The organism is Massilia brevitalea, assembly GCF_030711405.1.
Lineage (GTDB): Bacteria > Pseudomonadota > Gammaproteobacteria > Burkholderiales > Burkholderiaceae_D > Telluria > Telluria brevitalea.
Genome location: NZ_JAULSI010000005.1, coordinates 25,659 through 50,446, shown reverse-complemented (window position 1 = coordinate 50,446; position 24,788 = coordinate 25,659). Strand labels below are relative to the sequence as shown.

Genomic DNA, 24,788 nt, shown 5'->3' with positions numbered 1-24,788 from the left:
TTCTTTGGTCGAGCCGGTCGAGCAGGGCGACCTGGCCCGGCTGCGCGAGCTCGTGCGCGTGTTTGTCGACGAGCGTGATTGGGACCAGTTCCATACGCCGAAGAATTTGTCGTCGGCGCTGAGCGTGGAGGCGGCCGAGTTGCTGGAGCACTTCCAGTGGCTGCAGACCGGGCAGGCTGAAGAGCTGGGGCCGGACAAGCTGGTGCAGGTGCGGCATGAGATGGCCGACGTGCTGGTGTATCTCGTGCGGCTGGCCGACAAGCTCGACGTCGACCTGATGGCGGCAGTGCAGGAAAAGATGGTGCTCAACCGCGCCAAGTACCCGGCCGATAAAGTGCGCGGCGACGCGCGCAAGTACCACGAGTACAAGGACGCGTGACGTTGGTGTTGATGTTGACGTTGATGTTGATGGTGTAGGGTGGGCTCTCGAGCCCACGCGGTCGTACCGCCGCGTACCCATACGTCGGCGGGCGTTGCAAACGCTTGCGAGCGATGTTTTGTGGCACGTGTCCAGGTGATGCGCACGTAACCGCGTGGGCACGGAGTGCCCACCCTACCGTATTACGCCGCCATCATCTGTACCGATAATTGCCAGCAGCTCCTTCAGCGCAGTATGAAGATGTTGACGTGATTCGGCATCCTCGCCCTCAACCGCTCCCAGCGCCTTCTGCACCTGCCTCAGCACCCAAAACCGCGTTGGATGCCCCTCGATTCCCTCCAGCAGGCACCCACGCAAGCGCTCGAACGCCGCCAGCGCCACACCATCCAGTGCCGGCCGCAACGCGCGCAAGCGCTCCAGCACCCGCGGCACGATGAACAGCGGCGCATCCACCACATCGCGCAGCGGGTCGCGGTTCATCACATGCCGCCCATGCAGATGTACTTCACCACGAGATAATCCTCGATCCCGTACGCCGAGCCTTCGCGCCCCAGGCCGGATTGCTTGACGCCGCCGAACGGCGCCACCTCGGTCGAGATCAGCCCGGTATTCACGCCGACCATGCCGCTTTCGATTGCCTCGGCCACGCGCCAGACGCGGCCAATATCGCGCGAATAGAAATACGAGGCCAGGCCGAACTCGCTGTCGTTGGCCATGCCAATCACTTCCTCCTCGGTCTGGAAGCGGAACAGCGGCGCCAGCGGCCCGAAGGTTTCCTCGCGCGCCACCATCATCTCCGGCGTCACGTCGGCCAGCACGGTCGGCTGGAAGAAGCTGTGGCCCAGCTCGTGCCGCTTGCCGCCCAGCATCAGGCGCGCGCCTTTCGACAGCGCATCGGCGATGTGCTGCTCGACTTTCACCACGGCTTTTTCTTCGATTAGCGGCCCCTGGGTCACGCCGTCTTCCACGCCATTGCCCACCTTCAGTTTCTCGACCGCCGCCACCAGCTTGCGCGCGAACTCCTCGTACACGCCGTCCTGCACGTAGAGCCGGTTGGCGCAGACGCAGGTCTGGCCGGCATTCCGGTATTTCGAGGCAATCGCGCCTTCCACGGCGGCATCGATGTCGGCGTCGTCGAACACGATGAAGGGTGCATTCCCGCCCAGTTCCAGCGAGATTTTTTTCACGGTCGGCGCGCACTGTTCCATCAGCAAGCGGCCCACCGCGGTCGAGCCGGTGAAGCTGAGCTTGCGCACGGTCGGGTTGCCGGTCATTTCGCCGCCGATGGCTTTCGAGTCGCCGGTGACCACGCTGAACACACCTTGCGGCACGCCGGCGCGCTCGGCCAGCACCGCCAGGGCCAGCGCCGAGTAAGGCGTCAGCTCGGCGGGTTTCAGCACGATGGGGCAGCCGGCGGCCAGTGCCGGGGCCACCTTGCGGGTGATCATCGCCGCCGGGAAGTTCCATGGCGTAATCGCCGCGCAGACGCCGATCGGCTCCTTGGTGACCACGATGCGGCGGTCGGGCCAAGGGGACTGCAGGGTGTCGCCATTCACGCGCTTGGCTTCCTCGCCGAACCACTCGAAGAAGGAGGCGGCGTAGGCGACTTCGCCCTTCGATTCGACCAGCGGCTTGCCCTGCTCGGCCGTCATCAGCAGCGCCAGGTCGTCGGCGTTTTCCAGCATCAGGTCGTTCCATTTGCGCAGGATGAGGCTGCGTTCGCGCGCCGTCTTCTTGCGCCAGGCCGGCCAGGCGGCGTTGGCGGCCTCGATGGCGCGCCGGGTTTCCTGGGCGCCCATGTGCGGCACCGTGCCCAGCTTGTCGCCGGTGGCGGGATTGATGACGTCGACGGTGGCGCCCTCAAGGGCGTCGCACCATTCGCCGTCGATATAGGCCTGCTGGCGCAGCAGGCGGGGGTCGTTCAGGTTCAGCATGGGGTCCTCGTTCATCATCATTCGATAACCCCCAATACTAGACTTTTTTGCACGTTTCCGTGTCAGTTGCCCCGATACGTCGAGTAGCCGAAGGGGCTCAGCAGCAGCGGAATATGGTAGTGCTGGTCCGTCTTGTCGACCTTGAATTCGACCGGAATGCGCGGGAAGAAGGTGGCCTGGCCCTGGCGCGCGTAGTGCTCGCCGGTGGCGAACACGATGCGGTAGTCGCCGGCCGCGAAGGGTTTGTCTTCCGGATAGAGGGCGGCGATGCGGCCCTTGGCATCGGTGACGTTGGCGGCCAGCGTGCGCCAGTTGTCGCCGGCGCGTTGTTCCAGCGTCACCTTGATGCTGGCGGTCGGCTGGCCGCTTTGTAGATCGAGGACGTGGACGCTGAGCGGGTTGGCGGCGGCCAGCGTGGCGGCCGAGAACAGGACGCCGGCGAGGATGCACTGTTTGAAGGTCATGGGATTTCCTTTCAGTATGGATGGGAGGGATTGGTCGAAGGGTCAGTCGAGTTCGGGCACGGCGGCGATTGCGGCGCGTGCGCAGGCATCGTCGTTGACGGCGCCGCCACCGCCGGCCACGCCGATGGCGCCCACGGGCTGGCCCTGCGCCAGCAGCGGCAGGCCGCCGCCGAGCAGCAGCAGTTCGGGCAGGGTGGCGAGGTTGCGCGCGTCCGGGGCGGCGGCCTTGCGCGCCAGCTCAAACGTGCTGCTGCGCGTAGACAGGGCGGTGTAGGCCTTGCGGCGTGCAGCCTCTGTGTTATGCGGACCGACCGTGTCTGCACGCTGCAGCGCGACCAGGTTGCCGCCACGGTCGAGTACGGCCACCACGATGTCGCGTCCCTGCCGCCGGCAGGCCTCGATGGCGCCGCTGGCCAGGCGGTTGGCCGCTGCCAGCGTCAGGTCGGGCTGCTGGCGCAACTGTGCGGCGGCAGGCAGGGCGGTGGCGGCAAGGGAGATGGTCAGCAAGGCGGCAGGCAGTCGGGTCATGGCGTGATGGAGAAAGTGAGCGAGCTGGTGAACAAGCCGCCACCTTAGCGCGCGCCACCCGACGGCAAGCTGATTGCCAGATGACAGTTTCGTCATCTTCGGCGCCGCCGGATCGGCATAGAATGGCGCTTTTGCGCGCACCCCAGCCATGAGCATCCTGGTCATTGAAGACGAGCCGAAGACCGGCGATTACCTGCAGCGCGGCCTGGCCGAATCCGGCTTCGGCGTGCGCCTGGCGCGCAATGGCCGCGACGGCCTGCACATCGCGCGCGAAGAAGCGATCGAGCTGGTCGTGCTCGACGTGATGCTGCCGCGCATGGATGGCTGGGAAGTGCTGGCCGCCCTGCGCGCCGACCCGGCCACGGCGCAGATGCCGGTGCTGTTCCTGACGGCGCGCGACGAAGTCCAGGACCGCGTGCGCGGGCTCGAACTGGGCGCCGACGACTACCTGGTGAAACCCTTTGCCTTTGTCGAGCTGGTGGCGCGCATCCGCACCTTGCTGCGGCGCGGGCCGGTGCGCGAGGAAGCGCAGATCTGCATCGGCGACATGGAAATCGACGTGCTCATGCGCCGGGTGCGCCGTGGCGGCACGCCCATCGTCCTGACGGCCCAGGAGTTTGCCCTGCTGCACCTGCTGGCGCGGCGCCAGGGCCAGGTATTGTCGCGCGCGCTGATCGCGTCCCAGGTCTGGGACATGAATTTCGACAGCGACACGAATGTCATCGACGCCGCCGTGCGCAGGTTGCGGCGCAAGATCGACGATCCGTTTCCCGATAAATTGATCCACACCCGGCGCGGCATGGGCTATGTGTGCGAAGCCGTCCCGGCGGCGGCGCCATGACAGCTTTCACGACAGCAGGCTGGCGCCAGTCGCTGGCGCTGCGCGTGAGCGCGATGTTCACGCTGGTGGTGGTGCTGGCCGCGGCCGGGCTGGGCAGCTACCTGTACCACGCCTTTGCCGGCGAAATCGAACGGCGCGACGATATCCAGCTGCTCGGCAAGCTGCGCCAGGTGCAGCTGCTGCTCGGCCGTCCCGGCGCCGCCGATCTGCTGCGTGCCCAGCCGGATTATTTCCGCGACACGATGAGCGGCCAGGAAAATTCGCTGGTGCGCATCCTGGCGCCCGACGGCACGCCCCTGGCCGACATCAACGCCCTGCATGAAACCTACCCGCTGCCACCCGTGGCCGGCGTGGCGCCGACGCTTGATGCAATCCGCAGCTGGACGACCAGCGCTGCCGCACCCGGCCGGGTCGTGGCCGGCAGCGCTCGTTTGGACAATCGCCAGGTGCACATTGTCGTTGCCCGTGCCTATGCCGAGCGCAGCGCCATGTTCGCCGGCTACCGGCGCCAGATCGCCGGTGCGGCCCTGGTCAGTGCGCTACTTGCTGCTTTGCTGGCGGCCTTGTGGCTGCGGCGCGGACTGCGGCCTCTGCATGGCGTGGCCGAGCATGCCGCGCTGGTGCGGCCCGGCACCCTGGCGCAACGCCTGGAGGTAAAAGGCGCGCCGTCCGAACTGCTGCCGCTGATCCACGCCCTGAACGACATGCTGGCCCGGCTACAGGAAGGCTATGCGCGGCTCTCCGGTTTCTCGGCCGACCTGGCGCACGAATTCCGCACGCCGGTGGCGAACCTGCTTGGGCAAAGCCAGGTGATGCTGGCGCAGCCGCGCAGCAGCGGCGAGTACGAGGACCTGATCGCGTCGAACATCGAGGAGCTGGAACGGCTGGCGCGCATGATCGAAAGCATGCTGTTCCTTGCGCGCGCCGGGCAGGACGAGGTAGTGCTGGTGCGCCATCCGCTGGCGGCAGTGGAAGAACTGGAGAAGGTCGCCGGCTTCTTCGAAGGCATGGCCGAAGAACGCGGCCTGGCGTTCGCCTGCACTGGAGACGCCGCGTTGACCGTAGCGGCCGATGCCGCGCTGTTGCGGCGCGCGCTGGCTAACCTGGTGTCGAATGCGGTCCGCCATGCCGATACGGGCAGCACGATTTCCTTGATCGCGAACCGGCAAGCAGACGCTATCGAGCTAAGCGTGAGCAACCACGGTGCGCCGGTCGCATCCGCACACCTGGCGCACCTGTTCGAGCGCTTCTACCGCGCCGACCCGGCCCGCAGCGATGCCGAGGGATCGACCGGCCTCGGGCTGGCCATCGTCGGCGCCATCATGGACCTGCACGGTGGCCAGGCAAGCGTGCATGTAGAGGGCACGCGCATCACGTTCACGCTCGTGTTTCCAGCTGCTTGAGCCGCGACCTGAGCCCGATCCGGGGCCGCGTATGCTGGTGTCAGATTTTTCGACAAACAAAAAAAGAGCGCCGCAAGGGCGCTCTTCCTTTTTGCATCCGGCTGGCGCCGAAGGGATTACTTGCGGCGGCGCGCAGCTGCCAGGCCCATCAGGCCAAGGCCCAGGGTCAGCAGGGTGGCTGGCTCAGGCACTTCCGACGGCAGGGTCGGGTTGGTCGGGTTGCCCGGCAGGTCGATTGGCGGGACCGGCAGGGTGACGACTGGCGGCTCGGTCGGTACGTCGACCGGCGGGTTCGGTTCGGTCGGCTGGGTCGGCTCCGTCGGGTTGGTCGGCTCGGTCGGATTCGTCGGATTCGTCGGGTTGGTCGGGTTCGTAGGCTGGGTCGGCTCCGTCGGGACGGTCGGCTTGGTCGGCACGCGCTTGATGTCCAGCAGGATTTTCTTCAGCCACACGTCCTGGTCCAGGCAGAAGATGTAGTAGGCCGGGGTGCAGCCCAGCGAAATCGACAGGTCCAGCTTGTTATCGCCCAGCAGCGATGGCAGCACGTTGAAGCTGTAGGTCGTGTAGTCCTTGCCGACGTTGTAAATGGTGCCGGCCAGCACGTTGTCGAGCTTGACCGAGATGGTTTCCTTGGTGGTCCAGGTGTTGTTGGTCACGTCGGCAAAGGTCAGGTACAGCTTGGCCGATTCGATCTCGGTGCCCGGCTTGCTGTCGATCTTCAGGGTGGCGTTGTACGGATCGTTGGTGGTCAGGTAGGCCGGCAGGTAGGTTGCCTGGGCAGCGGAAGCAAAGCCAAGGGCGAGGGCGGCGGTAGCAATGATCTTTTTCATGGTCTGGGTTCTCGTCAGGTTGAATTCGGTTGGAAACACTATGCTTTCATAGAAAGCAATTAGTGTGCCCGAAAAGAAATATTCATTTCTTTCAAGAACTTATGTGACGAAGATCAAATCGGACGAGCTCGACTGTAAGATTTTTCGACAAACGCGACCGTACAGGCGAGGCCGGACAGGCGCTGCCGGTTCGTGTTGGCACCGTTCGTCGGTTAACGTTAAGCTTTTGCTATGGAAATCGCGTTTTACTAGCAGATCGATACTGCCAGCGCGCGCAAAGCGCACAGTGTTTGATCTGGATTAACGGCCACTCGCGCCTGGACCAGATTGCTCGTATGATGGTCTTCGTGCGCTCACGACAAGGTAGAGACCATGCGCCCCATCGTTATCGTTCCAGCATGCACGCGTGACTTCGGCGAACACCCGTATCACGCTGCCCAGCACAAGTATTGCGACGCCGTCGTCCTGGGGGCCGATTGCGCTCCCATGATCCTGCCCTCGCTCGGGCCGGCGCTCGACCTGGAAACCATGCTGCAGCTGTGCGATGGAATCATGCTCACCGGGTCGGCCTCGAACGTGCACCCCAGCTATTACTCCGAGGACGTGCTCGACCCCTCGCTGCCGCAAGACCCGGCGCGCGACGAAACCACGTTGCCGCTGATCCGCGCGGCCGTGGGGCGGGGCATTCCGATCATCGCGATCTGCCGCGGTTTCCAGGAGATGAACGTGGCCCTTGGCGGCAGCCTGCACCAGGCGGTGCAGGCCGTGCCCGGCAAGTTCGACCACCGCGAAAACGCCGAACTCGGCATGGATGAACAATACGGCGATGCGCACAAGATCAGCATCGTGCCCGGCGGCTTCCTGCACGGCGTGCTCGGCGCCGACGAGATTCCCGTCAATTCCCTGCACGGCCAGGGCGTGAATGAACTGGCGCCCGGCCTGGTGGTCGAAGCCACTGCCGAGGACGGGCTGGTCGAAGCGTTTTCGGTCGGCGCCGCGCCCGGCTTTACACTGGCGGTGCAGTGGCACCCGGAATGGCGCATCACGCACAATCCGTATTCCATGAAGATGTTCGGCGCCTTCGGCCAGGCTTGCCGCGACTACCGCGCCAGGAAACAGGGACGCCTATGACCGCCTGGGAAAAGTGGGCGGCGCGCGCCGTCCCCTAGCTTGCCTCGTTCACTCCAGCACCTACGTGCCGGCGTGCCTTTGCGCGCCTGCGAACCAAAGCGAACAATGAGGCAAACATGGCAATCCGCGAGAATTTTAGTTACACCGACATGGACGACTGGCTCAATGCCAAGCGCGTCACCGAAATCGAATGCCTGGTCCCCGACCTGACTGGCGTTGCCCGTGGAAAGATCCTGCCACGCGTGAAATTTACCGAAGAGCGCGGCATGCGCCTGCCGGAAGCCGTGCTCGGCATGACCGTGACCGGCAATTCGCCGACCAATGACGCGGCCTACGACAAGGCGATTTCGTCCACCGACCGCGACATGATCCTGAAGGCCGACCCGACCACCATCACCATGGTGCCGTGGGCGGTCGACCCCACCGCGCAGGTGATCCACGACTGCTATTTCGCCAGCGGCGAGCTGGTCGACTTCGCGCCGCGCTCGGTACTGCGCCGCGTGCTGAAACTCTACGAGAAGAAGGGCTGGAAGCCGCTGGTGGCGCCCGAGCTCGAGTTCTATCTCACCGCCAAGAACATCGACCCGGACTTGCCGTTGACGGCCCCGATCGGCCGCAGCGGACGCTCGGAAACCAGCCGCCAGGTCTACAGCATCGACGCCGTCAACGAGTTCGACCCGCTGTTCGAGGACATCTACGATTACTGCGACATGATGAACCTCGACGTCGACACCCTGATCCACGAGATCGGCGCCGGCCAGATGGAAATCAATTTCCAGCACGGCGACCCGCTGGGGCTGGCCGATAAAGTGTTTTATTTCAAGCGCACCCTGCGCGAAGCGGCGCTGAAGCACGACATGTACGCCACCTTCATGGCCAAGCCGATGGCGGGCGAGCCGGGCTCGGCGATGCACGTGCACCAGAGCGTGGTCGACGCCGCGACGGGCCGGAATATCTTCAGCAACGAAGACGGTTCCGCTTCCAAACTGTTCCACCAATACATTGGCGGCCTGCAGCGCTACATGCCGTCGGCGATGGCGGTGGTGGCGCCTTACGTCAACTCCTACCGCCGCATCGTGCGCCACACGGCTGCACCGATCAACCTGCAATGGGGCATCGACAACCGCACCGTCGGCTTCCGAGTGCCGGTGTCGGGTTCCCAGGACCGGCGCGTGGAAAACCGCATCATCGGCGCCGACGCCAATCCGTATCTTGCGCTGGCCGTCACCCTGGCCTGCGGCTACCTCGGCATGGTCGAGGGCACCGAGCCGTCGCCGATCGTCGAGGGCAGCGCCTACAACATGCCGGTCGAGCTGCCGCAAGGCTTGCCGGAAGCCCTGAACCTGCTGCGCGGCGAAGGGGCGCTGCGCGAGGTGCTGGGCGAACGCTTTATCGACGTGTACTCGGCGATCAAGGAGCTCGAGCACCAGGAGTTCATGACCGTCATCAGCCCATGGGAGCGCGAACACTTGTTGCTGCACGTATGACCAACTAGGGATTACCAACCAAAAGAGGTGCCATCATGGCAACCGACGAAACGGCGGTGCTTGCCGCCAGCTTGAGCTCCGCGCGTTTGCCGGACGGGGAAACCTTCGACACGCGCGCCATCCAGCAACGCGACGCGGCGCATTTCCTGCACCCGTTCACCGACCATGCGGCGCTGCGAAGTCGCGGCGCGCGCGTGATCGTGCGCGGACAGGGCGTGTACCTGTGGGATTCCGAAGGCAAGCAACTGATCGACGGTATGTCGGGCCTTTGGTGCGTGAACGTCGGCTATGGCCGCACCTCCATTTCGCAGGCCGTGTACCGGCAGATGGAAACCCTGCCGTTCTACAACAGCTTCTTCAATACCACCAATGTGCCGGCCGTCGAGCTGGCCACCGAGCTGGTGGCCCTGGCGCCGCCGCAGTTCAGCCACGTGTTCTTCACCGGCTCGGGCTCGGAAGCGAACGACACCGTGGTGCGCATGGTGCGCCGCTACTGGGATGTGATGGGCCAGCCCGGCCGCACGGTCATCATCAGCCGCCACAACGCCTACCACGGCAGCACGATGGCCGGGGCCTCGCTGGGCGGCATGGCCGGCATGCATGCGCAAGGCGGGTTGCCGATTCCCGACATCGTGCACATCGGCCAGCCCAGCTATGCCGAGAGCGGCCGCGGCATGAGCGAGAACGCCTTCGGCCTGCGCGCGGCGAGCTGGCTGGAAGAGCAGATCCTGGCCAGCGGGCCGGAGCGGGTGGCCGCCTTCATCGGCGAGCCGGTGCAGGGTGCGGGCGGCGTCATCATTCCGCCGGAAACCTACTGGCCGGAAGTGCAGCGCATCTGCGACAAGTACGGCATTTTATTGATCGCCGACGAGGTGATCTGCGGCTTCGGGCGCCTGGGCACCATGTTCGGCTCGGAGCTGATGGGCATGCGGCCGGACTTGATCAGCTTTGCCAAGGGTGTGACCTCAGGCTATGTGCCTTTGGGGGGCGTGCTGGTCGGCAAGCGGGTGGCGCAGGCGCTGGTCGAGCAGGGCGGCGACTTCAACCACGGCTTTACCTATTCCGGCCACCCGGTGGCCTGCGCGGCGGCGCTGGAAAACCTGCGCATCCTGCGTGAGGAAAAGCTGGTGGACAAGGTGGCGCTGGAAACCGGGCCGCACCTGAAGGCAGTGTTTGCCGAGCTGGCCGAGCATCCGCTGGTCGGGCATGCCGAGAGTTGCGGCATGGTGGCGGGACTGAACCTGGTGCGGCGCAAGGGCAGCGGGCCGCACGATTGCGAGCATTTCGCGCGCGAGCTGCAGGTGGGGATGCTGTGCCGCGGGCACATGTTCGACAATGGGGTGATCATGCGCGCCGTGGGCGACCGGATGATCGTGGCGCCGCCGCTGGTGATGACGAAGCTTGAAATCGACGAGATGGCCGAGCGGATTTGGGATTGCCTGGATCTGACGCTGGCGGATTTGCACCAGCGAGGTTGGATCTAGCCGGCAGCGTATTGATCGTACGGTGGGCACTCCGTGCCCACGCGGAACGTCGAGCTAACGAAACGCTTTTGGCACGTTGACCGATGCTCATGCGATCCGCGTCCAAATGAGCAGCTACGGTGCATGCTTCCGCGTGGGCACGGAGTGCCCACCCTACGTTATCGTACGCTAACGATCAGGCGCTCGCTGCGATGGTCTTCGCCGGCTCGGTCCGGTTCTTCAACACCTGCGGCGCCAGCGACCCGACGAACATGCCCGCAAACGCCGCCAGCAGCCCAGCCAACTGCCCCGGGAAATGCTCGCCCAGCGTCGAGATCTGCGGGAAGAACACGATCCACACCATCAAGCCGGCAGCAATCGAAAAGATCGCCCCCTGGGTCGTGGCACGCTTCCAGTACAGCCCCATCACCAGCGGCACAAAGGCCGCCACCAGCGTCACCTGGTACGCCGATGACACCAGCTCATAGATCGAGGTGCCTTCCATCGCAATCGCATACACCAGCACCAGCGCCGCAAAGATGACGATGGTCACGCGCATCGCGAACAATTGCTGGCGGTCGCTCATGCCCGGACGGATATTTTTCAGGATGTTCTCGGTAAAGCTGGTCGACGGCGCCAGCAGCGTGGCCGACGAGGTGCTCTTGATGGCCGACAGCAGGGCGCCGAAGAACAGGATCTGCATGATCAGCGGCATCCGGGTCATCACGAAAGTCGGCAGCAGTTGCTGGTAGTCGTTGCGCGCGATTTCCATGGCGTTACTGCCCATCACCACCACCGCAGCGGCGACGATAAACATCGGCACGAAGCCGAACAGGATGTAGCTGGCGCCGCCGATCACGGCGCCGGCGCGCGCGGTCGGGGCGTCCTTGGCCGACATCACGCGCTGGAACACGTCCTGCTGCGGGATGCTGCCGAACATCATGGTAATCGCCGCGCCGATGAAGAAGATGATGTCGTTGAAGGTGGGCTCCGGCAGCAGGCGCCACAAATTGGCTTGCTGGGCCATGTCCAGCACCTTGTCGGCGCCGCCGGCCAGGTCTGCTGCGAAGAAGGCGATGATCGACATGCCGATCACCAGCACGATCATCTGGATGAAGTCGGTCAGCGCCACGGCCAGGAAGCCGCCCACCACCACGTAGATCAGCACGGCCAGGGTGCCGATCACCATGCCGACGGCCGGCGCCATGGCGCCATTCGTCAACACCGAGAACACCAGGCCGAGCGCCGTGATCTGGGCTGCGACCCAGCCGAGGTAACTCAGGATGATGGCCACCGAGCAAAAAATCTCGATGCCCTTGCCGTAGCGCTGGCGGTAGTAGTCGCCTATCGTCAGCAGGTTCAGCTTATACAGCTTGGTCGCGAAGAACAGACCGACCAGAATCAGGCAGGTGCCGGCGCCGAAGGGGTCTTCGATGATGGCGTTCAGGCCGCCCTGCACGAAGCGGGCTGGCACGCCCATCACGGTTTCGGCGCCGAACCAGGTGGCGAACGTCGTCGTGATGACCATGATCAAAGGCAGGCTGCGGCCAGCAACGGCAAAGTCGCTGGTATTCTTGATACGCGAGCCCGCCCACACGCCCAGCGCCAAGGTGCCCAGCAGGTAGATGACGACACAGGTAATCAGGGTGTAATTCATAGGGAAGATGCCTCGGCAAGGGCAAGAAATGTTCGGGCGGAAAATCGGCGATTATAGCGGCAGAACATGGCTGAAGGAGCAACCCGGCCTGGATTTTCGTGGAGTTTTCTTTCATCATTGGGGGAACACTGGCATGACAACAACACACTGGCACGACCGTGCCGCCGCACTGGAAATCGATGGCCGCGCCCTCATCAACGGCGAGCGGGTCCATGCGCGATCCGAAGCCCGTTTCGACTGCATCTCGCCAATCGACGGCCGCAAGCTGGCCGAGGTGGCGCGCTGCGACCTGGCCGACGTCGACGCGGCAGTCGGCGCCGCCCGCGCCGCTTTCGAGGACCGGCGCTGGGCCGGCAAGGCGCCCGCCGAACGCAAGCGCGTGCTGGTCCGCTTCGCCGATTTGATGCTGGAGCACCGCGACGAACTCGCCTTGCTGGAAACCCTGGACATGGGCAAACCCATCCGCTACAGCCGCAGCGTCGACGTGCAATTGGCCCAGAACTGCGTCCGCTGGTATGGCGAGGCGATCGACAAGCTCTACGACCAGATGGCGCCGGCGCCTGAGGACAGCCTGGCCCTCATCACGCGCGAGCCAGTCGGCGTGGTGGCCGCCATCACGCCCTGGAACTACCCGATGCTGATGGCGGCCTGGAAGATCGGCCCGGCCCTGGCTGCCGGCAACAGCCTGATATTAAAACCCTCGGAAAAGGCGCCGCTGACCGCCTTGCGCCTGGCCGAGCTGGCGCTCGAGGCCGGCGTGCCGCCCGGCGTCTTCAGCGTGCTGCCCGGCTATGGCGAGGAAGCAGGGCGGGCACTGGGCCTGCACATGGACGTCGACTGCATCGCGTTCACCGGGTCCACCCGCACCGGCAAGGGGATCGTGCAGATGGCCGGGCAATCGAATCTGAAGCGCGCCTGGACCGAGCTCGGCGGCAAGTCCGCGAACATCGTCTGCGCCGATTGCCCGGACCTGGATGCCGCCGTGACCGCCGCGGTCGGCTCCATTTATTTCAACCAGGGCGAAAGCTGCAATGCCCCTTCGCGCCTGTTCGTCGAGGCGTCGATCAAGGATGCTTTCCTGGAAAAGGCGCTGGCGCTGGTGCCGAACTTCGCGCCGGGCGATCCGCTCATCGAGGACACGGTGATGGGCGCGATTGTCGATGCCGTCCAGATGAAGACCGTGCTCGGCTATATCGCCTCGGGCCAGGAAGAGGGCGCGCGGCTGCTGGCGGGCGGGACGCAAACGCGGGCCGAGTCCGGCGGCCTGTACATCGCACCGACCCTGTTCGACGGCGTCGACCCGGGCATGCGCATCGCGCGCGAGGAAATCTTCGGGCCGGTGCTGTCGGTGCTGTCGTTTACCGAGCTCGACGAGGCGGTGCGCCAGGCGAATGCCACGCCCTATGGCCTGGCGGCGGCGGTCTGGACGTCGAATATGAGCAAGGCGATCCGCGCCGCACGCAGCCTGCGCGCCGGCACGGTCCACGTGAACCAGTACGACAACGACGACATCACCGTGCCCTTCGGCGGCTATAAACAATCAGGCAACGGGCGCGACAAGTCGCTGCATGCCTTTGACAAGTACACCGAGCTGAAGACGACCTGGATCGGACTCTGAATCAGGAGTGGCCCGGCCTGGACAGTGTCGATACAATGGATCATGTACGTTGGCAACAAAGGGGATGCACGTGATGTCCGTATTCGTTGTGGTGGTCGTGGGCGCCTGGCTTGCCATCGCGGGCGTCATCTACGCCTGGCTGTGGCGTGCCTGGTTGCAGGAAATGGCCCTGCCCGGGCGCTGTGCGCTTAACCTGCTTGCGTCCGCGTTGCTGAGCCCGGGCGTGGTAACGGGACATGGCGTCGCGCCCTATCCCGGCGGCCTCGCTACCTTGGCGACAGCAAGCGGCCACGACAATTCGCTGCGGATCTTCAATGCCAGCATGTGGGTGCTGGCCTTGGTCCTCTTCCTCGTGCTCGACCGCTGGCTGCGGCGCAGGAAAGCCCGGGCAGCGCCGCATTAGCACTGGGGCAAGGCCGTGCGCTGCCGGCCTCGGGGATCAGGGCTTGGCCGCCGCCAGCGCCTGTGCGATCCAGCTGTCGAACAATTGCTGGTGGTACTTGATCCAGCCCGCCGTATGGCGCGCGATGTCGTCCTGCGAGTTTTCGCCGGTGCGCATGCGCTCGTTCTGCGCATTGATGTCGGCGATCGGCAGGCGCATCACTTCGAACAGCTTGACGGCCGCCGGGTTCTTCTCGGCCCAGGCGCGGTTGACGATGATGCGCGTAGTGTTGACCGAGAAGCCGTAGTCGCTGCCATCGGCCAGGCGGGTATTGTCCTTGCGCGGGTTGGCCGAGAACGGCACCTGCAGCCACACCACATCCTTGCCCGGCACCAGCACGCCACTGACCCAGTAGGGCGTCCAGGTGTAGTACAGGATGGATTCTCCGCGCCCGTAGCGGCCGATCGTGTCGGCAATCAGCGCCGAGTAGCTGCCCTGCACGTGCTTGACGCTGGTGCGCAGTTTATACGCGTCCATGTGGTGCTCGATCATCGCTTCGCAGCCCCAGCCCGGATCGCAGCCGGTCAGGTCGGCCTTGCCGTCGCCGTCGTGGTCGAACAGCTTGGCAATGCCCGGGTCGCGCAGCTGCTCGATGTTCGTGATGTTGTACTTCTCGGCCGTGGCCTTGTCGATCAGGTAGCCTTGCGCGGCCGGGCCGGCATATTCGCCGACGCGCAGCAGCTTGGCATCGCCGCCGGCATTCTCGTAATAGTCGCGGTGCAGCGGGTCCCAATGCACGGCAAGAAAAGTCGCGTCGCCGTTCGCAATGGCGATGTGCGCCGTCGGGTACGCCACTTCCTTGATCGGCTGCGGCGCGTAGCCCAGCTTTTCCAGGGCGCTGTTGACCAGCATGGTCTGGAAGGTTTCCTCGGCAACCGAGCTTTGCAGCGCCTGCACCTGGATGCCCTTGCCGGGCAAGCCGGCTGCCGGCGTTTGCGCCATGGCCAGGCCGGTGCTCAGGGTCAGCGCTGCCAGCGCCAGGACCGAGAACCACTGGAACCGGCGTGTCGTTTTATGTGTCGCTTTGAAGTGTTCAGTTTGATGCATACGATCCTTTCAATATTATTGGGCAGTGGCGGGCGCAGTCGGCGCGGCCGCATCGCCGCGCGTCGAACTGCCGCGTACCAGGCGCAGGACGAGGCCGGCCGGACCGGTCTGGTACCAGTGGCGCACGCCGCGCGTCGGCTGGCCCATGGCCTGGGTCAGGCGGTCCAGCATGATGGCCAGCAGGACGATGCCGAGACCGCCCACGGTGGCCAGGCCCATGTCCAGGCGGCCAATACCGCGCAGCACCATCTGGCCCAGGCCGCCGACCGCGATCATCGAGGCGATCACCACCATCGACAGCGACAGCATCAGCGACTGGTTGATGCCGGCCATGATCGACGGCATCGCCAGCGGGAACTGCACGCGCGTCAGCAGCTGCCAGGGCGAGGCGCCATAGGCGCGCGCCGCTTCGATCAAATCGGGACGGACCTGGCGGATGCCGAGGTTGGTCAGGCGCACCAGCGGCGGCAGGGCGAAGATGATGGTGACGATCACGCCCGGCGCATTGCCGATACCGAACAGCATGACCACCGGCACCAGGTAGACAAAGGCCGGCGTGGTTTGCATGGCATCGAGGACCGGGCGCAGGATGTTTTGCGCGCGGTCGCTGCTGGCCAGGAAAATCCCCAGCGGCAAGCCGATCGCCAGGCAGAAAGCGAGCGAGGTCAGCACCAGCGAGAGGGTGACCATCGCTTCCGGCCAGACGCCCAGCATCGACACGGCCAGCAAGGCCAGCATGGTGCCGACCGCCAGCGTGCGGCTGGTGAACTGCCAGGCCAGCAGGCCGATGATGACGATTACCACCAGCGACGGCGCGGCCAGCAGCAGGTGGCTGGCCGCATTCAGGGTGGCGTCGATCGGCGCGCGCACGGCCTGGAAGAAGGGACGGAAATGCGCCACCACCCAGCCCAGGCCCTCGTTGATCCAGGCTTGCAGCGGCAGCGAGCCGTCCAGGATGTGGGTGATGTCGACACCCGAGGCATGGTCGGCCGTGGCCGGCGGCGGCACCGCGTCGAGCCAGGACGTATCGGACGGCGGCATGGGCAGCCATGGGTTGACCTGGGCGGCCTGCTCGGCGACTGGCGTAGTCACCGGCGCGATGGCTGGCGCTGCCGCCTCTGTTGCCGCTTGCGCAGCGCTGACGGTACTCGAATTCATGCTTGTCCTTTCTGTGTCTGGTTCTGTGCTTGAACTTCAGGAACGGCCGGCGTATCGCGGTCGAGGAATTTCAGCAGGGTGGTCTTGCTGATCGCGCCGCGGAAACTGCCGTCGTTGGCCACCACCGGCACCGCGTACGGCAGCTGCGCCACCTGGCCGAACAGGCCGGCAACGGGCTCGTCGGCATTGATGGTCGGTACGTCCGGCAGGAAGGCATGCGCCAGGCCGAGCGGGCCGGTATGGCCGTCGAGCGCGCTGCGCAGGGAATCGGCCGAGACCACGCCGAGGAAGTCGCGCTTCGGACTGACGACATAGGCGTAGGCCCGGTCCTGCTCTTCCAGCATCGACAGCGCCGCGCGCGAACCGCGGGTGGGCGACTCCGACACCACGATCTGGCTCTTGCGGGCAATATCGCCGGCCTTGAAGACGGCCGCCGCATCGACGCCGCGCACGAAGTTGCGCACGTAGTCGTTGGCGGGGGTGCGCAGGATTTCTTCCGGCGTGCCGACCTGCACCACGTGGCCATCCTTCATGATGGCGATGCGGTCGCCGATGCGCATGGCTTCGTCGAGGTCGTGCGAAATGAAGACGATGGTGCGGCGCTTGATCTGCTGCAGGCGCAGCAGCTCGGACTGCATGTCGGTGCGCATGATCGGATCGAGCGCGGAAAACGCCTCGTCCATCAGCAGGATCGACGGGTCGGACGCCAGCGCGCGGGCCAGGCCCACGCGCTGCTGCATGCCGCCGGACAGTTCATCCGGATAGCTGGCGGCATAGCCTGCCAGGCCGACCTGTTCCAGCGCCTGCAGCGCCTGCGCATGGCGCTCGGCCTTGGGAATGCCGGCCAGCTCCATGCCGAAGGCGGTGTTGTCGAGCACGGTAATATGCGGCAACAGCGCGAACGACTGGAACACCATGCTGATGTCCTTGCGGCGCAGGGCGCGCAACTGGGCGTCGGGCAGGGTGTTGATGTCGTCGCCGTCGACCAGGATGCGGCCGGCGGTCGGCTCGACCAGGCGGTTGAGCATGCGCACCATGGTCGACTTGCCCGAGCCGGACAGGCCCATGATGACGAAGATTTCGCCGGCTTCGATGGTGAAGGTGGCATCGAATACGCCGATGGTGCAGCCGGTGCTGGCGAGGATGTCCTGCTTGCCGGCGCCCTGGCGGACCAGTTCCAGCGCCGCTTCGGGTTCGTCGCCGTAGACCTTGAAGACATGGTCGATGATGATTTGTTTTGCCACGTTGTGGTGCTCCTTCGATGTGGCGCATGGGCGGCAGTCCGCAGCCATTGGCGCCAAAGGAATGAATGGACCCGAGCCGTCGGCGATGCAAGGCGCACGAGCGCACGAACGCGCAGGCGACGGAAAGGGGCGAGACACGCATTGCCGGAGCAAATGCCGTTCAAGGGTGTCGTACGCGTGTCAAAAGAGGCTGGGGTTCAGGACTTTTAAGCACGCAGGCGCTGCGCATGCACGACGCCGGGAGTGTTGACGAGAAAGCTGCGTCAAACGATTACAGGTGTGGGCGCAAGGCCCTGGAGTGATTTCCCACATGTGGGAAATACGGTGCAGCAGAATGTCGTATTGACGACAATTGTTGTTAATTGTTGCCAATTGTAGTGCAAAATGACAAGAAAGTCAATTGGCAGTGCGAAACGGATGTGCTAGTAATGTGCTCTGGCGCACCAACTGCGGAAACTACGTAGCGAGGAAATCGCTGTCAATGTCTTGATTCCACCCTTGGGCACTTGCTGTTGATTGCGTTTAATTTAGCTGGTATTCAGCTATATTGACTTTATCCGTTTTACAGATAAAATGATTTTATCTGGATATCGGATATTTTTCTCATGTCACTTTTGCCAATTTCCCAAGTGCTCATTACCGCGCCACAACTTGGGCAGCTACTCGTCTCCACACGCAAACAGCGTAAGCTCACACAGGCGGCGGTAGCAAGTCGGGTCGGCCTGAGCCAGAATCGTATTTCCTATCTTGAAAACCATCCTGACGAAATCAGCGTTCGACAGCTGCTCAGCTGGTGTGCTGCAATCGGGTTGGAGCTCCGGTTGGGTGAGCGGGAAATATTGATTGCCAACAGCGCAGTGGAGTGGTAAGCATGGGTCGCAGATCGCATAGCCAGACACTGCATCTTTGGGCCAATGGCGATTACGTTGGCCGCTGGACGGTCAAGGCCAATGGAGAGTCCGAACTACAGTACGATGCCGCCTGGCGCTTGTCCGAGCGCGGCCGTCCGATCTCGCTGTCGATGCCGTTCAATCTCGGCAATGAGCCGATCAAGGGCGCCAGTGTTGCGCACTTCGAGGGTTTGCTGCCGGATAGCGACATCATCCGCAGACGCGTTGCAGCCCGATTCAAAACAGGTTCGACCGATGCTTTCGACCTGCTTGCAGCCGTTGGCCGCGACTGCGTGGGGGCCTTGCAGCTCTTGCCCGAAGGCGTGGAGCCGGAAGGACTCGCCCAGGTCGACGGCGTCGCCCTGGATGAAGAAGCCATCGAGCCGCACTTGCTCGAGGTGGTGAATCCGAGTCAGTACGGTGCGCCCTCCGATCCCGATGACGATTTCCGCATCTCGCTGGCCGGTGCCCAGGAAAAGGACGCCTTCTTGTGGTGGGATGTTGCCGCAATCGCAGCAGGCCGCAGCAGACATGCGCACACTGATGGCCTCGCAATTGCTGTTCTGGATGTTGCGCGCGCCGGATGGCCATGCCAAGAACTTCAGCATCCAACTGCTTGCCGGCGAGGGCCGCTTCAGGCTGACGCCCATCTATGATGTGATGTCGGCATACCCTGTCATCGGCCCGGGGCCGAACCAGTGGGCAGACCAGGACATCAAACTGGCAATGGCCTTGCTTGGCAAGAGCCGGCACTATCTGGCGCGCGGTATCATGCGGCGGCATTTCAATAGCACCGCCAGGAAGGTCGGCTACGGCGAGAGCGCCGAACCGCTGCTACAGGATGTCATTGCCCGCACGCCTGCCGTCGTCGCCAAGGTCCGCGCCGATCTTCCCGCCGGATTTTCGGAGAAGGTCGCCGACAAGATCCTGGGCGGCCTTCTCGACGCGGCGCGCGCACTGGAACGGATGGGGCCTGGCTGACCAGGCAAAGCAGGCACGTCGCCGGCGCTTCAAGAATAGGTCTGCAGCACCTGGTACACGCCGCCATTGTCCGGCTGCGATTCCACCAGCGCATAGCCATCGACTTTCCATATCAGCGGCGGCGCTTCAGGCGGCAGCACAACCCCGCTGGCACGGCGCGCAAAAGTCACATGCGGCCGGTACTTGCGCGCTTCCGGCTGCAAGCCGAGTGCAATGAGGGCATTCGACAGCTGCGCGTGCAGTTCCAACAGCTCGGGCGGTTCATTCAAAGGCTCAAGCACGGCGATGCCGTTGTGCCAGAGCCTGGGCACGCCGAGCGTCAATTCGAAGGGAGAGAAGGGCACCGCAAACCCGCGCCGCAAATCCGGCACGCGTTCGCTCGGCACGCTGCCGAGGAAGTGCAGAGTCACATGGAGCTTGTCGGGATGAACCGGACTGGCGCCGCGCGGCCAGTCCCAGAGGTCGCGCCGCTCGCGCAGCGCATGCCGAACCGCCGGGTCCGGCCAGAGGGCGAGGAACAGGCGAGTATTTGAGCCGCTGTCCATCGCCGCTTCCGTTCAGAAGCAGTGTTCCGGCGCCGGGAAGCTGCCGTCCTGCACCGCCGCCACATAGGCCTGCACGGCGCCGTCGATGCTGGTCTGGCCGTCCATGAAGTTCTTCACGAAGCGCGCCTTATGGCCTGGGAAGACGCCGAGCATGTCGTGCATGACCAGCACCTGGCCCGAGGTGTCGGGGCCGGCGCCGATGCCGATGGTCGGCACCTGCAGCAGCTCGGTGACTTCCTTGCCCAGTGCCGACGGTACCGCTTCCAGCAGCACGATGGCCGCGCCGGCCGCCTGCAATGCCTGCGCATCGTTCTTCAGGCGCTCGGCGCCCTCGCTGGTCTTGCCCTGCACCTTGAAGCCGCCCAGCTGGTGCACGAACTGCGGGGTCAGGCCGATGTGGGCGCAGACCGGGATGCCGCGCTCGGCCAGGAAGGCCACGGTCTCGGCCAGCCAGGCGCCGCCCTCGATCTTGACCATCTGGGCGCCGGCGCGCATCAGGGCCGCCGCGCTCTCGAAGGCGATTTCCCTGGTGGCGTAGCTGGCAAAGGGCAGGTCGGAGACGATCAGCGCGTTCTTGTTGCCGCGCACGACAGACGCGGTGTGGTAGACCATGTCGGCCAGCGTCACCGGCAGCGTCGACGAGTGGCCGGCGCACACCATGCCCAGCGAATCGCCGATCAGCAGGATGTCGACGCCGCAGCGGTCCATCAGAGAGGCGAAGCTGGCGTCGTAGCAGGTCAGCATGGTGATCCTGGTGCCCGCCGCGCGCATGGCGTGCAGTGCGGGAATCGTGACGGGTTTGCGCGCCGGCTTGGATGGTGGTGGGGTGTCGCCGCCCGTCATTTCCTTGCCTTGCAAATAAGCGCTCATGGTCATCCTTTGAAATACGAAATAAACAACGCCGTAGTGTAATGCCGCCGTGGGAATCCTGCTGGACCCTGGTTTGTTAACTACGGAAAATGAAATACACGGCCCCGACCAGGCACAGCGCCGCCCACACGTAGTCGAGCTTGAACGGCTGGTTCATGTAGAACATGGCAAACGGCACGAACACGGTGAGCGTGATCGCTTCCTGCATGATCTTCAGCTGGGCCAGGCTGTATTGGGTGGCGCCGATGCGGTTCGCCGGTACCTGCAGCAGGTACTCGAACAGGGCGATGCCCCAGCTGATCAATGCCGCGATATACCAGGCGCGGTTGTTCAGGCTCTTCAGGTGCCCGTACCAGGCAAAGGTCATGAAGATGTTCGACAGGACCAAGAGGCCCGCGGTCTGGAAGAAAACAGGAATCTGCATGCGCTAGTCCAGTCTGACGATGGCCTGGTCCGCCACGCCGGGCAGCAAATCGGCGGCGCGGCCACGGCCGGGAATGACGGCGTCGGGCGCGATCTCAAGCAGCGGCGCCAGCACGAAAGCGCGCGCGTGCATGCGCGGGTGCGGCACGGCCAGCGTCGGGGTGTCGATGCTGGCGTCGCCGTAGAGCAGCAAATCGAGGTCGAGCGTGCGCGGCGCGTTGCGGTAGGGGCGTTCGCGGCCGTGGGCCTGCTCGATGTCCATCAGCGCCGCCAGCAGGGCGTGCGCATCGAGGCCGGTGTCGACGGCGGCCACCGCATTGATGTAGTCGTCGCCCGAGGAGTCGATCGGCGCGGTGCGCCAGCAGCCGGAGGCCCGGGACAGGCGGCAGCCCGGATACGCATCCAGGCGCATCAGGGCATCGCGCACGTTGGCGCGCGCATCGCCCAGGTTGGCGCCGATGCCGACGTAGGCGATCATTCCTCGCCGGCGCCCGCTGCCGCTGGGGCGCCCATACCCGTATCGTTACCGGCGGCGCCTTCGCTGCGGTGGCGTGGGCCACGGCGCGGTGGGCGCTTTTTCTTTTCGCCGGCGGCCGGGCGTGCATTCGCCTGGGTCAGCAGGCGTTCGCGCTCGCCCGATTCGGCGTCGTAGAAGGCGGTCCACCATTCGCCGATCTCGGCGTCGAGTTCGCCCGAGGCGCAGCGCAGCAGCAGGAAGTCGTAGCCGGCGCGGAAGCGCGGGTTTTCCAGCAGCTTGTACGGCGCCTTGCCCTGGCGGCGCTCGAAGCGCGGCTGCATGGCCCAGATGTCGCGCATGTCGGTGGCGATGCGGCGCTGCAGGGCCAGGTTGTCGGTTTGCGTTTCCAGCACGTCGTCGGCGGCCAGGTGCAGGGCCGGGATCGGCGCTTCGCCGGCGGCGCGGTAGGCGTTCCACTTTTCCAGCACCTGGTGCCACAGCAGCGAAGCGAACAGGAAGCCCGGCGAGACACCCTTGCCGGCCTTCACGCGGCCATCGGTCGATTCCAGGGCCAGGGTCACGAACTTCATGCCGATCGGCTGCTCCAGCACGACGTCGAGCAGGGGCAGGAGGCCGTGGTGCAGGCCGGCCGAACGCAGCTCCTTCAGGCAGGCCAGCGCATGGCCCGAGAGCAGGAGTTTGAGCATTTCGTCGAACACGCGCGCCGCCGGCACGTTGTCGATCAGCGGCGCCATCACGGGAATCGGCGCGCGCGTGGTCGGCTCGATGGTGAAGCCGAGCTTGGCCGCGAAGCGCACCACGCGCAGCATGCGCACCGGGTCTTCGCGGTAGCGCGCTTCGGGCACGCCGATGATGCGCAGGGTCTTGTCGCGGATGTCCTCGATGCCGCCGTGGTAGTCCAGCACGGTCTGCGTGGCCGGATCGTAGTACATGGCGTTGATGGTGAAGTCGCGCCGCGCGGCATCCTCGTGCTGCGGGCCGAAGCTGTTGTCGCGCAGGACGCGGCCATGCTCGTCCTTCGGCGCGTTGGCGCTGCCGGCGCCGCGGAAGGTGGTCACTTCCAGCAGCTCCTGGCCGAACATCACGTGCACGATCTGGAAGCGGCGCCCGATGATGAAGGCGCGCCGGAACAGTTTTTTCACCTGCTCGGGCGTGGCGTCGGTGGCGATGTCGAAGTCTTTCGGCTTCACGCCCAGCAGCAAGTCGCGCACGGCGCCGCCGACCACAAAGGCCTTGAAGCCGGCTTCCTGCAGGGTTTGCGTGAGGCGGATCGCGTTCGGCGACAGCAGTTTGAGGTCGATGCCGTGCTGCTCGACGCCGAGGGTCACCGGTTCGGTCGGGTTGCGCCCGTCTTTCACGCCAAGGATTTTACGAATGAATTTTTTAATCATTGAAAAGATGAAGTAGTGGCCAGCCGTTGGCGTGTGCGTGTTGGGCGAGCGCCGCGTTGGGGTTGGTCGCAACCGGGTCCGACACTACGGATAATAGTGGAATATCGTTATGCGAGTCGCTATAGAACCAGCTGCGCTCGAAGGAAGCGAACGGACGGCCCAGGCTTTCCAGCCAGGCGTGCATGTGCGTGACCTTGCCCGGCCCGGAGGTCGGGGTGCCGGCCAGCTTGCCGGTCAGGCGGCCATCGTCGTCCAGCGCGGGCATGGCGGCGATGTGGTGCTCGACGCCGAAAGCCTGCGCGATCGGCGCCGTGATGTAGTGGTTGGTGGCGGTGATGATGGCCACCAGGTCGCCGGCGTCGAGGTGGCGCTGCACCAGGGCGCGCGCCTGCGGGCGGATCGCCGGACCGATCACTTCCGCCATGTACTGCGCGTGCATCGCGTCGAGCTCGCTGCGCGGATAGCGCGCCAGGGTGCCGAGGGCGAACTCCAGGTATTCCACCGGGTCGAGCACGCCGGCCTGGTACTGGGCGAAGAAGTCGTCGTTGCGGCGCTTGTATTCGAGCGCGTCGACGGCCCCGATCCTGACTAAAAACTGGCCCCACTCGTAATCCGAGTCGATCGGCAGCAGGGTGTGGTCGAGGTCAAACAGCGCAAGGTGTTTCATTCTTTGGATTCCGGCTGCGGGGTTCCCTGGAGCAGCAAGTCGCGCAGCAGCGGCAGCGTGACGGGGCGCTGGGTTTCGAGCGAATACTGGTCGAGGGCGTCCAGCATCGTCGCCAGGGAGCGCATGTCGCGCTTGAAATGGGACAGCAAATAGGGTAACACGCTGGCCGACAGCGTCAAACCGCGCGCCTCGGCCGCCTGGGTCAGCGCCGCGATCTTCTCGTCGTCGGACAGGCCGTGGATCAGGTAGATCAGGCCCCAGCCCATACGCGTGCGCAGGTCTTCGCGCACCGGCAGCACGGCCGGCGGCACCGGGCCGGTGGAGACCATGTAGGCGCCGTGCTCGCGGATCTGGTTGAACAGGGCAAAGGCGTCGATTTGCGCTTGCGGCGAGAGCAGGTTGCAGTCGTCCAGCAGGTACAGCGTGATCTCCGGCGTAAACACGAACTCTTCGCTCGGGGCGTCGGCGGCAATGTAGCGCGAAGCCGGCGTGGCCGCCAGGCCCTGCAGCAAATGGGTCTTGCCGGCGCCGGTATCGCCCCACAAATAGGCAAAATGCTCGCGCGACGCCCGCTGCGCGAACTGGTGCATCAAATGCGTCAGTTCCGCATTCGCCCCGACCTGGAAGGTATCGAGGCTCTGCGCCGGATGTTCGGCGCCAAGATCGAGCACCAGCTGTTTCATGGCGTCGGCCTCGCACGGGAATGGATATGTTTACCTGCGGCGCTGATCGGGGTTTCGTAGGATGGGCTCTCGAGCCCACGCGGTCTCACCGTCTGCACAACGCGGTATCGACCAAGGAACGCGCCAGCCGCATCCAATCGGAGCGCCGCCACAACATCGGCAATGTGTTCTCCAGTTGGCGAAAAAAATGGCATGTTTTTGTTGTTATCTCGGTTTAGCGGCGGTTTAGCGGTG

25 protein-coding genes and 1 pseudogene are annotated in these 24,788 nt (G+C 64.8%); 10 read left to right on the top strand and 16 right to left on the bottom strand.

What is annotated here, in order from left to right:
- The first annotated feature begins 4 nt into the window (after positions 1-4).
- Positions 5-379 carry a nucleotide pyrophosphohydrolase gene (locus QWL29_RS04250; RefSeq protein WP_305821767.1) on the top strand — a complete coding sequence of 125 codons (375 nt, stop codon included), beginning with the start codon at positions 5-7 and terminating at the stop codon, positions 377-379.
- A gap of 174 nt (positions 380-553) precedes the next feature.
- Here QWL29_RS04250 and QWL29_RS04245 read toward each other — a convergent pair whose 3' ends face one another.
- The 4 genes from QWL29_RS04245 to QWL29_RS04230 form a co-directional block, all read right to left on the bottom strand.
- Complete coding sequence (locus QWL29_RS04245; protein WP_305821643.1) at positions 554-859, bottom strand: hypothetical protein; 306 nt, start codon at positions 857-859, stop codon at positions 554-556.
- Complete coding sequence (gabD, locus tag QWL29_RS04240) at positions 859-2,313, bottom strand: NADP-dependent succinate-semialdehyde dehydrogenase (protein WP_305821642.1); 1,455 nt, start codon at positions 2,311-2,313, stop codon at positions 859-861. Before gabD ends, QWL29_RS04245 begins: the two co-directional genes overlap by 1 nt.
- Positions 2,314-2,375: 62 nt before the next feature.
- The gene (gene uraH, locus QWL29_RS04235; RefSeq protein WP_305821641.1) at positions 2,376-2,777 is read right to left on the bottom strand and encodes a hydroxyisourate hydrolase; all 402 of its coding nucleotides are present in this window, start codon (positions 2,775-2,777) and stop codon (positions 2,376-2,378) included.
- Between the two features lie 42 nt (positions 2,778-2,819).
- Positions 2,820-3,305, bottom strand: coding sequence for a GlcG/HbpS family heme-binding protein (locus QWL29_RS04230; RefSeq protein WP_305821640.1), 486 nt, complete (start codon positions 3,303-3,305; stop codon positions 2,820-2,822).
- A 148-nt stretch (positions 3,306-3,453) separates the two neighbouring features.
- On the opposite strand from QWL29_RS04230, the gene QWL29_RS04225 reads away from it, so the two are divergent.
- Positions 3,454-4,146 (top strand): heavy metal response regulator transcription factor, encoded by a 693-nt coding sequence (locus QWL29_RS04225; protein ID WP_305821639.1) that lies wholly within the window; start codon positions 3,454-3,456, stop codon positions 4,144-4,146.
- Entirely contained in the window at positions 4,143-5,549 is a 1,407-nt protein-coding gene (locus QWL29_RS04220) for a heavy metal sensor histidine kinase (RefSeq protein ID WP_305821638.1), read from the top strand. The genes QWL29_RS04225 and QWL29_RS04220 overlap by 4 nt, the downstream gene beginning before the upstream one ends.
- 116 nt (positions 5,550-5,665) lie before the next feature.
- Here the strand turns inward: QWL29_RS04220 and QWL29_RS04215 are convergent, their stop codons facing one another.
- Positions 5,666-6,379, bottom strand: coding sequence for a PEP-CTERM sorting domain-containing protein (locus QWL29_RS04215; protein ID WP_305821637.1), 714 nt, complete (start codon positions 6,377-6,379; stop codon positions 5,666-5,668).
- Between the two features lie 372 nt (positions 6,380-6,751).
- Here QWL29_RS04215 and QWL29_RS04210 point away from each other — a divergent pair, with 372 nt between their 5' ends.
- From QWL29_RS04210 to QWL29_RS04200, 3 genes are all read left to right on the top strand, one after another.
- A complete protein-coding gene (locus QWL29_RS04210) occupies positions 6,752-7,510 on the top strand; it encodes a gamma-glutamyl-gamma-aminobutyrate hydrolase family protein (RefSeq protein ID WP_305821636.1) in 759 nt (252 codons plus the stop codon).
- A 116-nt stretch (positions 7,511-7,626) separates the two neighbouring features.
- Positions 7,627-8,997: a glutamine synthetase family protein gene (locus QWL29_RS04205; protein WP_305821635.1), complete on the top strand. Its 1,371-nt coding sequence runs from the start codon at positions 7,627-7,629 to the stop codon at positions 8,995-8,997.
- A 35-nt stretch (positions 8,998-9,032) separates the two neighbouring features.
- Positions 9,033-10,481: an aspartate aminotransferase family protein gene (locus tag QWL29_RS04200; RefSeq protein ID WP_305821634.1), complete on the top strand. Its 1,449-nt coding sequence runs from the start codon at positions 9,033-9,035 to the stop codon at positions 10,479-10,481.
- Positions 10,482-10,656: 175 nt separating this feature from the next.
- On the opposite strand, the gene QWL29_RS04195 is transcribed toward QWL29_RS04200, so the two are convergent.
- Complete coding sequence (locus tag QWL29_RS04195) at positions 10,657-12,117, bottom strand: high affinity choline transporter 1 (RefSeq protein ID WP_305821633.1); 1,461 nt, start codon at positions 12,115-12,117, stop codon at positions 10,657-10,659.
- A 133-nt stretch (positions 12,118-12,250) separates the two neighbouring features.
- On the opposite strand from QWL29_RS04195, the gene QWL29_RS04190 reads away from it, so the two are divergent.
- Complete coding sequence (locus QWL29_RS04190; protein WP_305821632.1) at positions 12,251-13,735, top strand: aldehyde dehydrogenase; 1,485 nt, start codon at positions 12,251-12,253, stop codon at positions 13,733-13,735.
- Positions 13,736-13,808: 73 nt separating this feature from the next.
- Positions 13,809-14,138 carry a hypothetical protein gene (locus tag QWL29_RS04185; RefSeq protein ID WP_305821631.1) on the top strand — a complete coding sequence of 110 codons (330 nt, stop codon included), beginning with the start codon at positions 13,809-13,811 and terminating at the stop codon, positions 14,136-14,138.
- Positions 14,139-14,174: 36 nt separating this feature from the next.
- On the opposite strand, the gene proX is transcribed toward QWL29_RS04185, so the two are convergent.
- The 3 genes from proX to proV are packed head-to-tail and all read right to left on the bottom strand — an operon-like array spanning position 14,175 to position 17,626.
- Positions 14,175-15,224, bottom strand: coding sequence for a glycine betaine/L-proline ABC transporter substrate-binding protein ProX (proX, locus tag QWL29_RS04180; protein WP_305821630.1), 1,050 nt, complete (start codon positions 15,222-15,224; stop codon positions 14,175-14,177).
- A 15-nt stretch (positions 15,225-15,239) separates the two neighbouring features.
- Positions 15,240-16,382 carry a glycine betaine/L-proline ABC transporter permease ProW gene (gene proW, locus QWL29_RS04175; protein ID WP_305821629.1) on the bottom strand — a complete coding sequence of 381 codons (1,143 nt, stop codon included), beginning with the start codon at positions 16,380-16,382 and terminating at the stop codon, positions 15,240-15,242.
- Positions 16,379-17,626, bottom strand: a complete 1,248-nt coding sequence (proV, locus tag QWL29_RS04170; RefSeq protein ID WP_305821628.1) for a glycine betaine/L-proline ABC transporter ATP-binding protein ProV — start codon at positions 17,624-17,626, stop codon at positions 16,379-16,381. The genes proW and proV overlap by 4 nt, the downstream gene beginning before the upstream one ends.
- Positions 17,627-18,231: 605 nt before the next feature.
- Between proV and QWL29_RS04165 the strand changes: the two genes are divergently transcribed.
- Positions 18,232-18,495: a helix-turn-helix domain-containing protein gene (locus QWL29_RS04165; protein WP_305821627.1), complete on the top strand. Its 264-nt coding sequence runs from the start codon at positions 18,232-18,234 to the stop codon at positions 18,493-18,495.
- 2 nt (positions 18,496-18,497) lie between these two features.
- Positions 18,498-19,497, top strand: a pseudogene (locus tag QWL29_RS04160) (HipA N-terminal domain-containing protein).
- A 29-nt stretch (positions 19,498-19,526) separates the two neighbouring features.
- On the opposite strand, the gene thpR reads toward QWL29_RS04160, so the two are convergent.
- From thpR to hda, 7 genes are all read right to left on the bottom strand, one after another.
- A complete protein-coding gene (thpR, locus tag QWL29_RS04155) occupies positions 19,527-20,042 on the bottom strand; it encodes an RNA 2',3'-cyclic phosphodiesterase (RefSeq protein ID WP_305821626.1) in 516 nt (171 codons plus the stop codon).
- A 12-nt stretch (positions 20,043-20,054) separates the two neighbouring features.
- Positions 20,055-20,912, bottom strand: coding sequence for a 3-methyl-2-oxobutanoate hydroxymethyltransferase (gene panB, locus QWL29_RS04150; protein WP_370663662.1), 858 nt, complete (start codon positions 20,910-20,912; stop codon positions 20,055-20,057).
- A 76-nt stretch (positions 20,913-20,988) separates the two neighbouring features.
- Complete coding sequence (locus QWL29_RS04145; RefSeq protein WP_136220979.1) at positions 20,989-21,336, bottom strand: DMT family protein; 348 nt, start codon at positions 21,334-21,336, stop codon at positions 20,989-20,991.
- 3 nt (positions 21,337-21,339) lie between these two features.
- Complete coding sequence (gene folK / locus QWL29_RS04140; protein ID WP_305821625.1) at positions 21,340-21,813, bottom strand: 2-amino-4-hydroxy-6-hydroxymethyldihydropteridine diphosphokinase; 474 nt, start codon at positions 21,811-21,813, stop codon at positions 21,340-21,342.
- Positions 21,810-23,204 carry a polynucleotide adenylyltransferase PcnB gene (gene pcnB / locus QWL29_RS04135; protein ID WP_305821624.1) on the bottom strand — a complete coding sequence of 465 codons (1,395 nt, stop codon included), beginning with the start codon at positions 23,202-23,204 and terminating at the stop codon, positions 21,810-21,812. Before pcnB ends, folK begins: the two co-directional genes overlap by 4 nt.
- A complete protein-coding gene (locus QWL29_RS04130; RefSeq protein ID WP_305821623.1) occupies positions 23,197-23,871 on the bottom strand; it encodes a histidinol-phosphatase in 675 nt (224 codons plus the stop codon). Before QWL29_RS04130 ends, pcnB begins: the two co-directional genes overlap by 8 nt.
- Entirely contained in the window at positions 23,868-24,554 is a 687-nt protein-coding gene (gene hda / locus QWL29_RS04125) for a DnaA regulatory inactivator Hda (RefSeq protein ID WP_305821622.1), read from the bottom strand. Before hda ends, QWL29_RS04130 begins: the two co-directional genes overlap by 4 nt.
- Between the last annotated feature and the right edge of the window lie 234 nt (positions 24,555-24,788).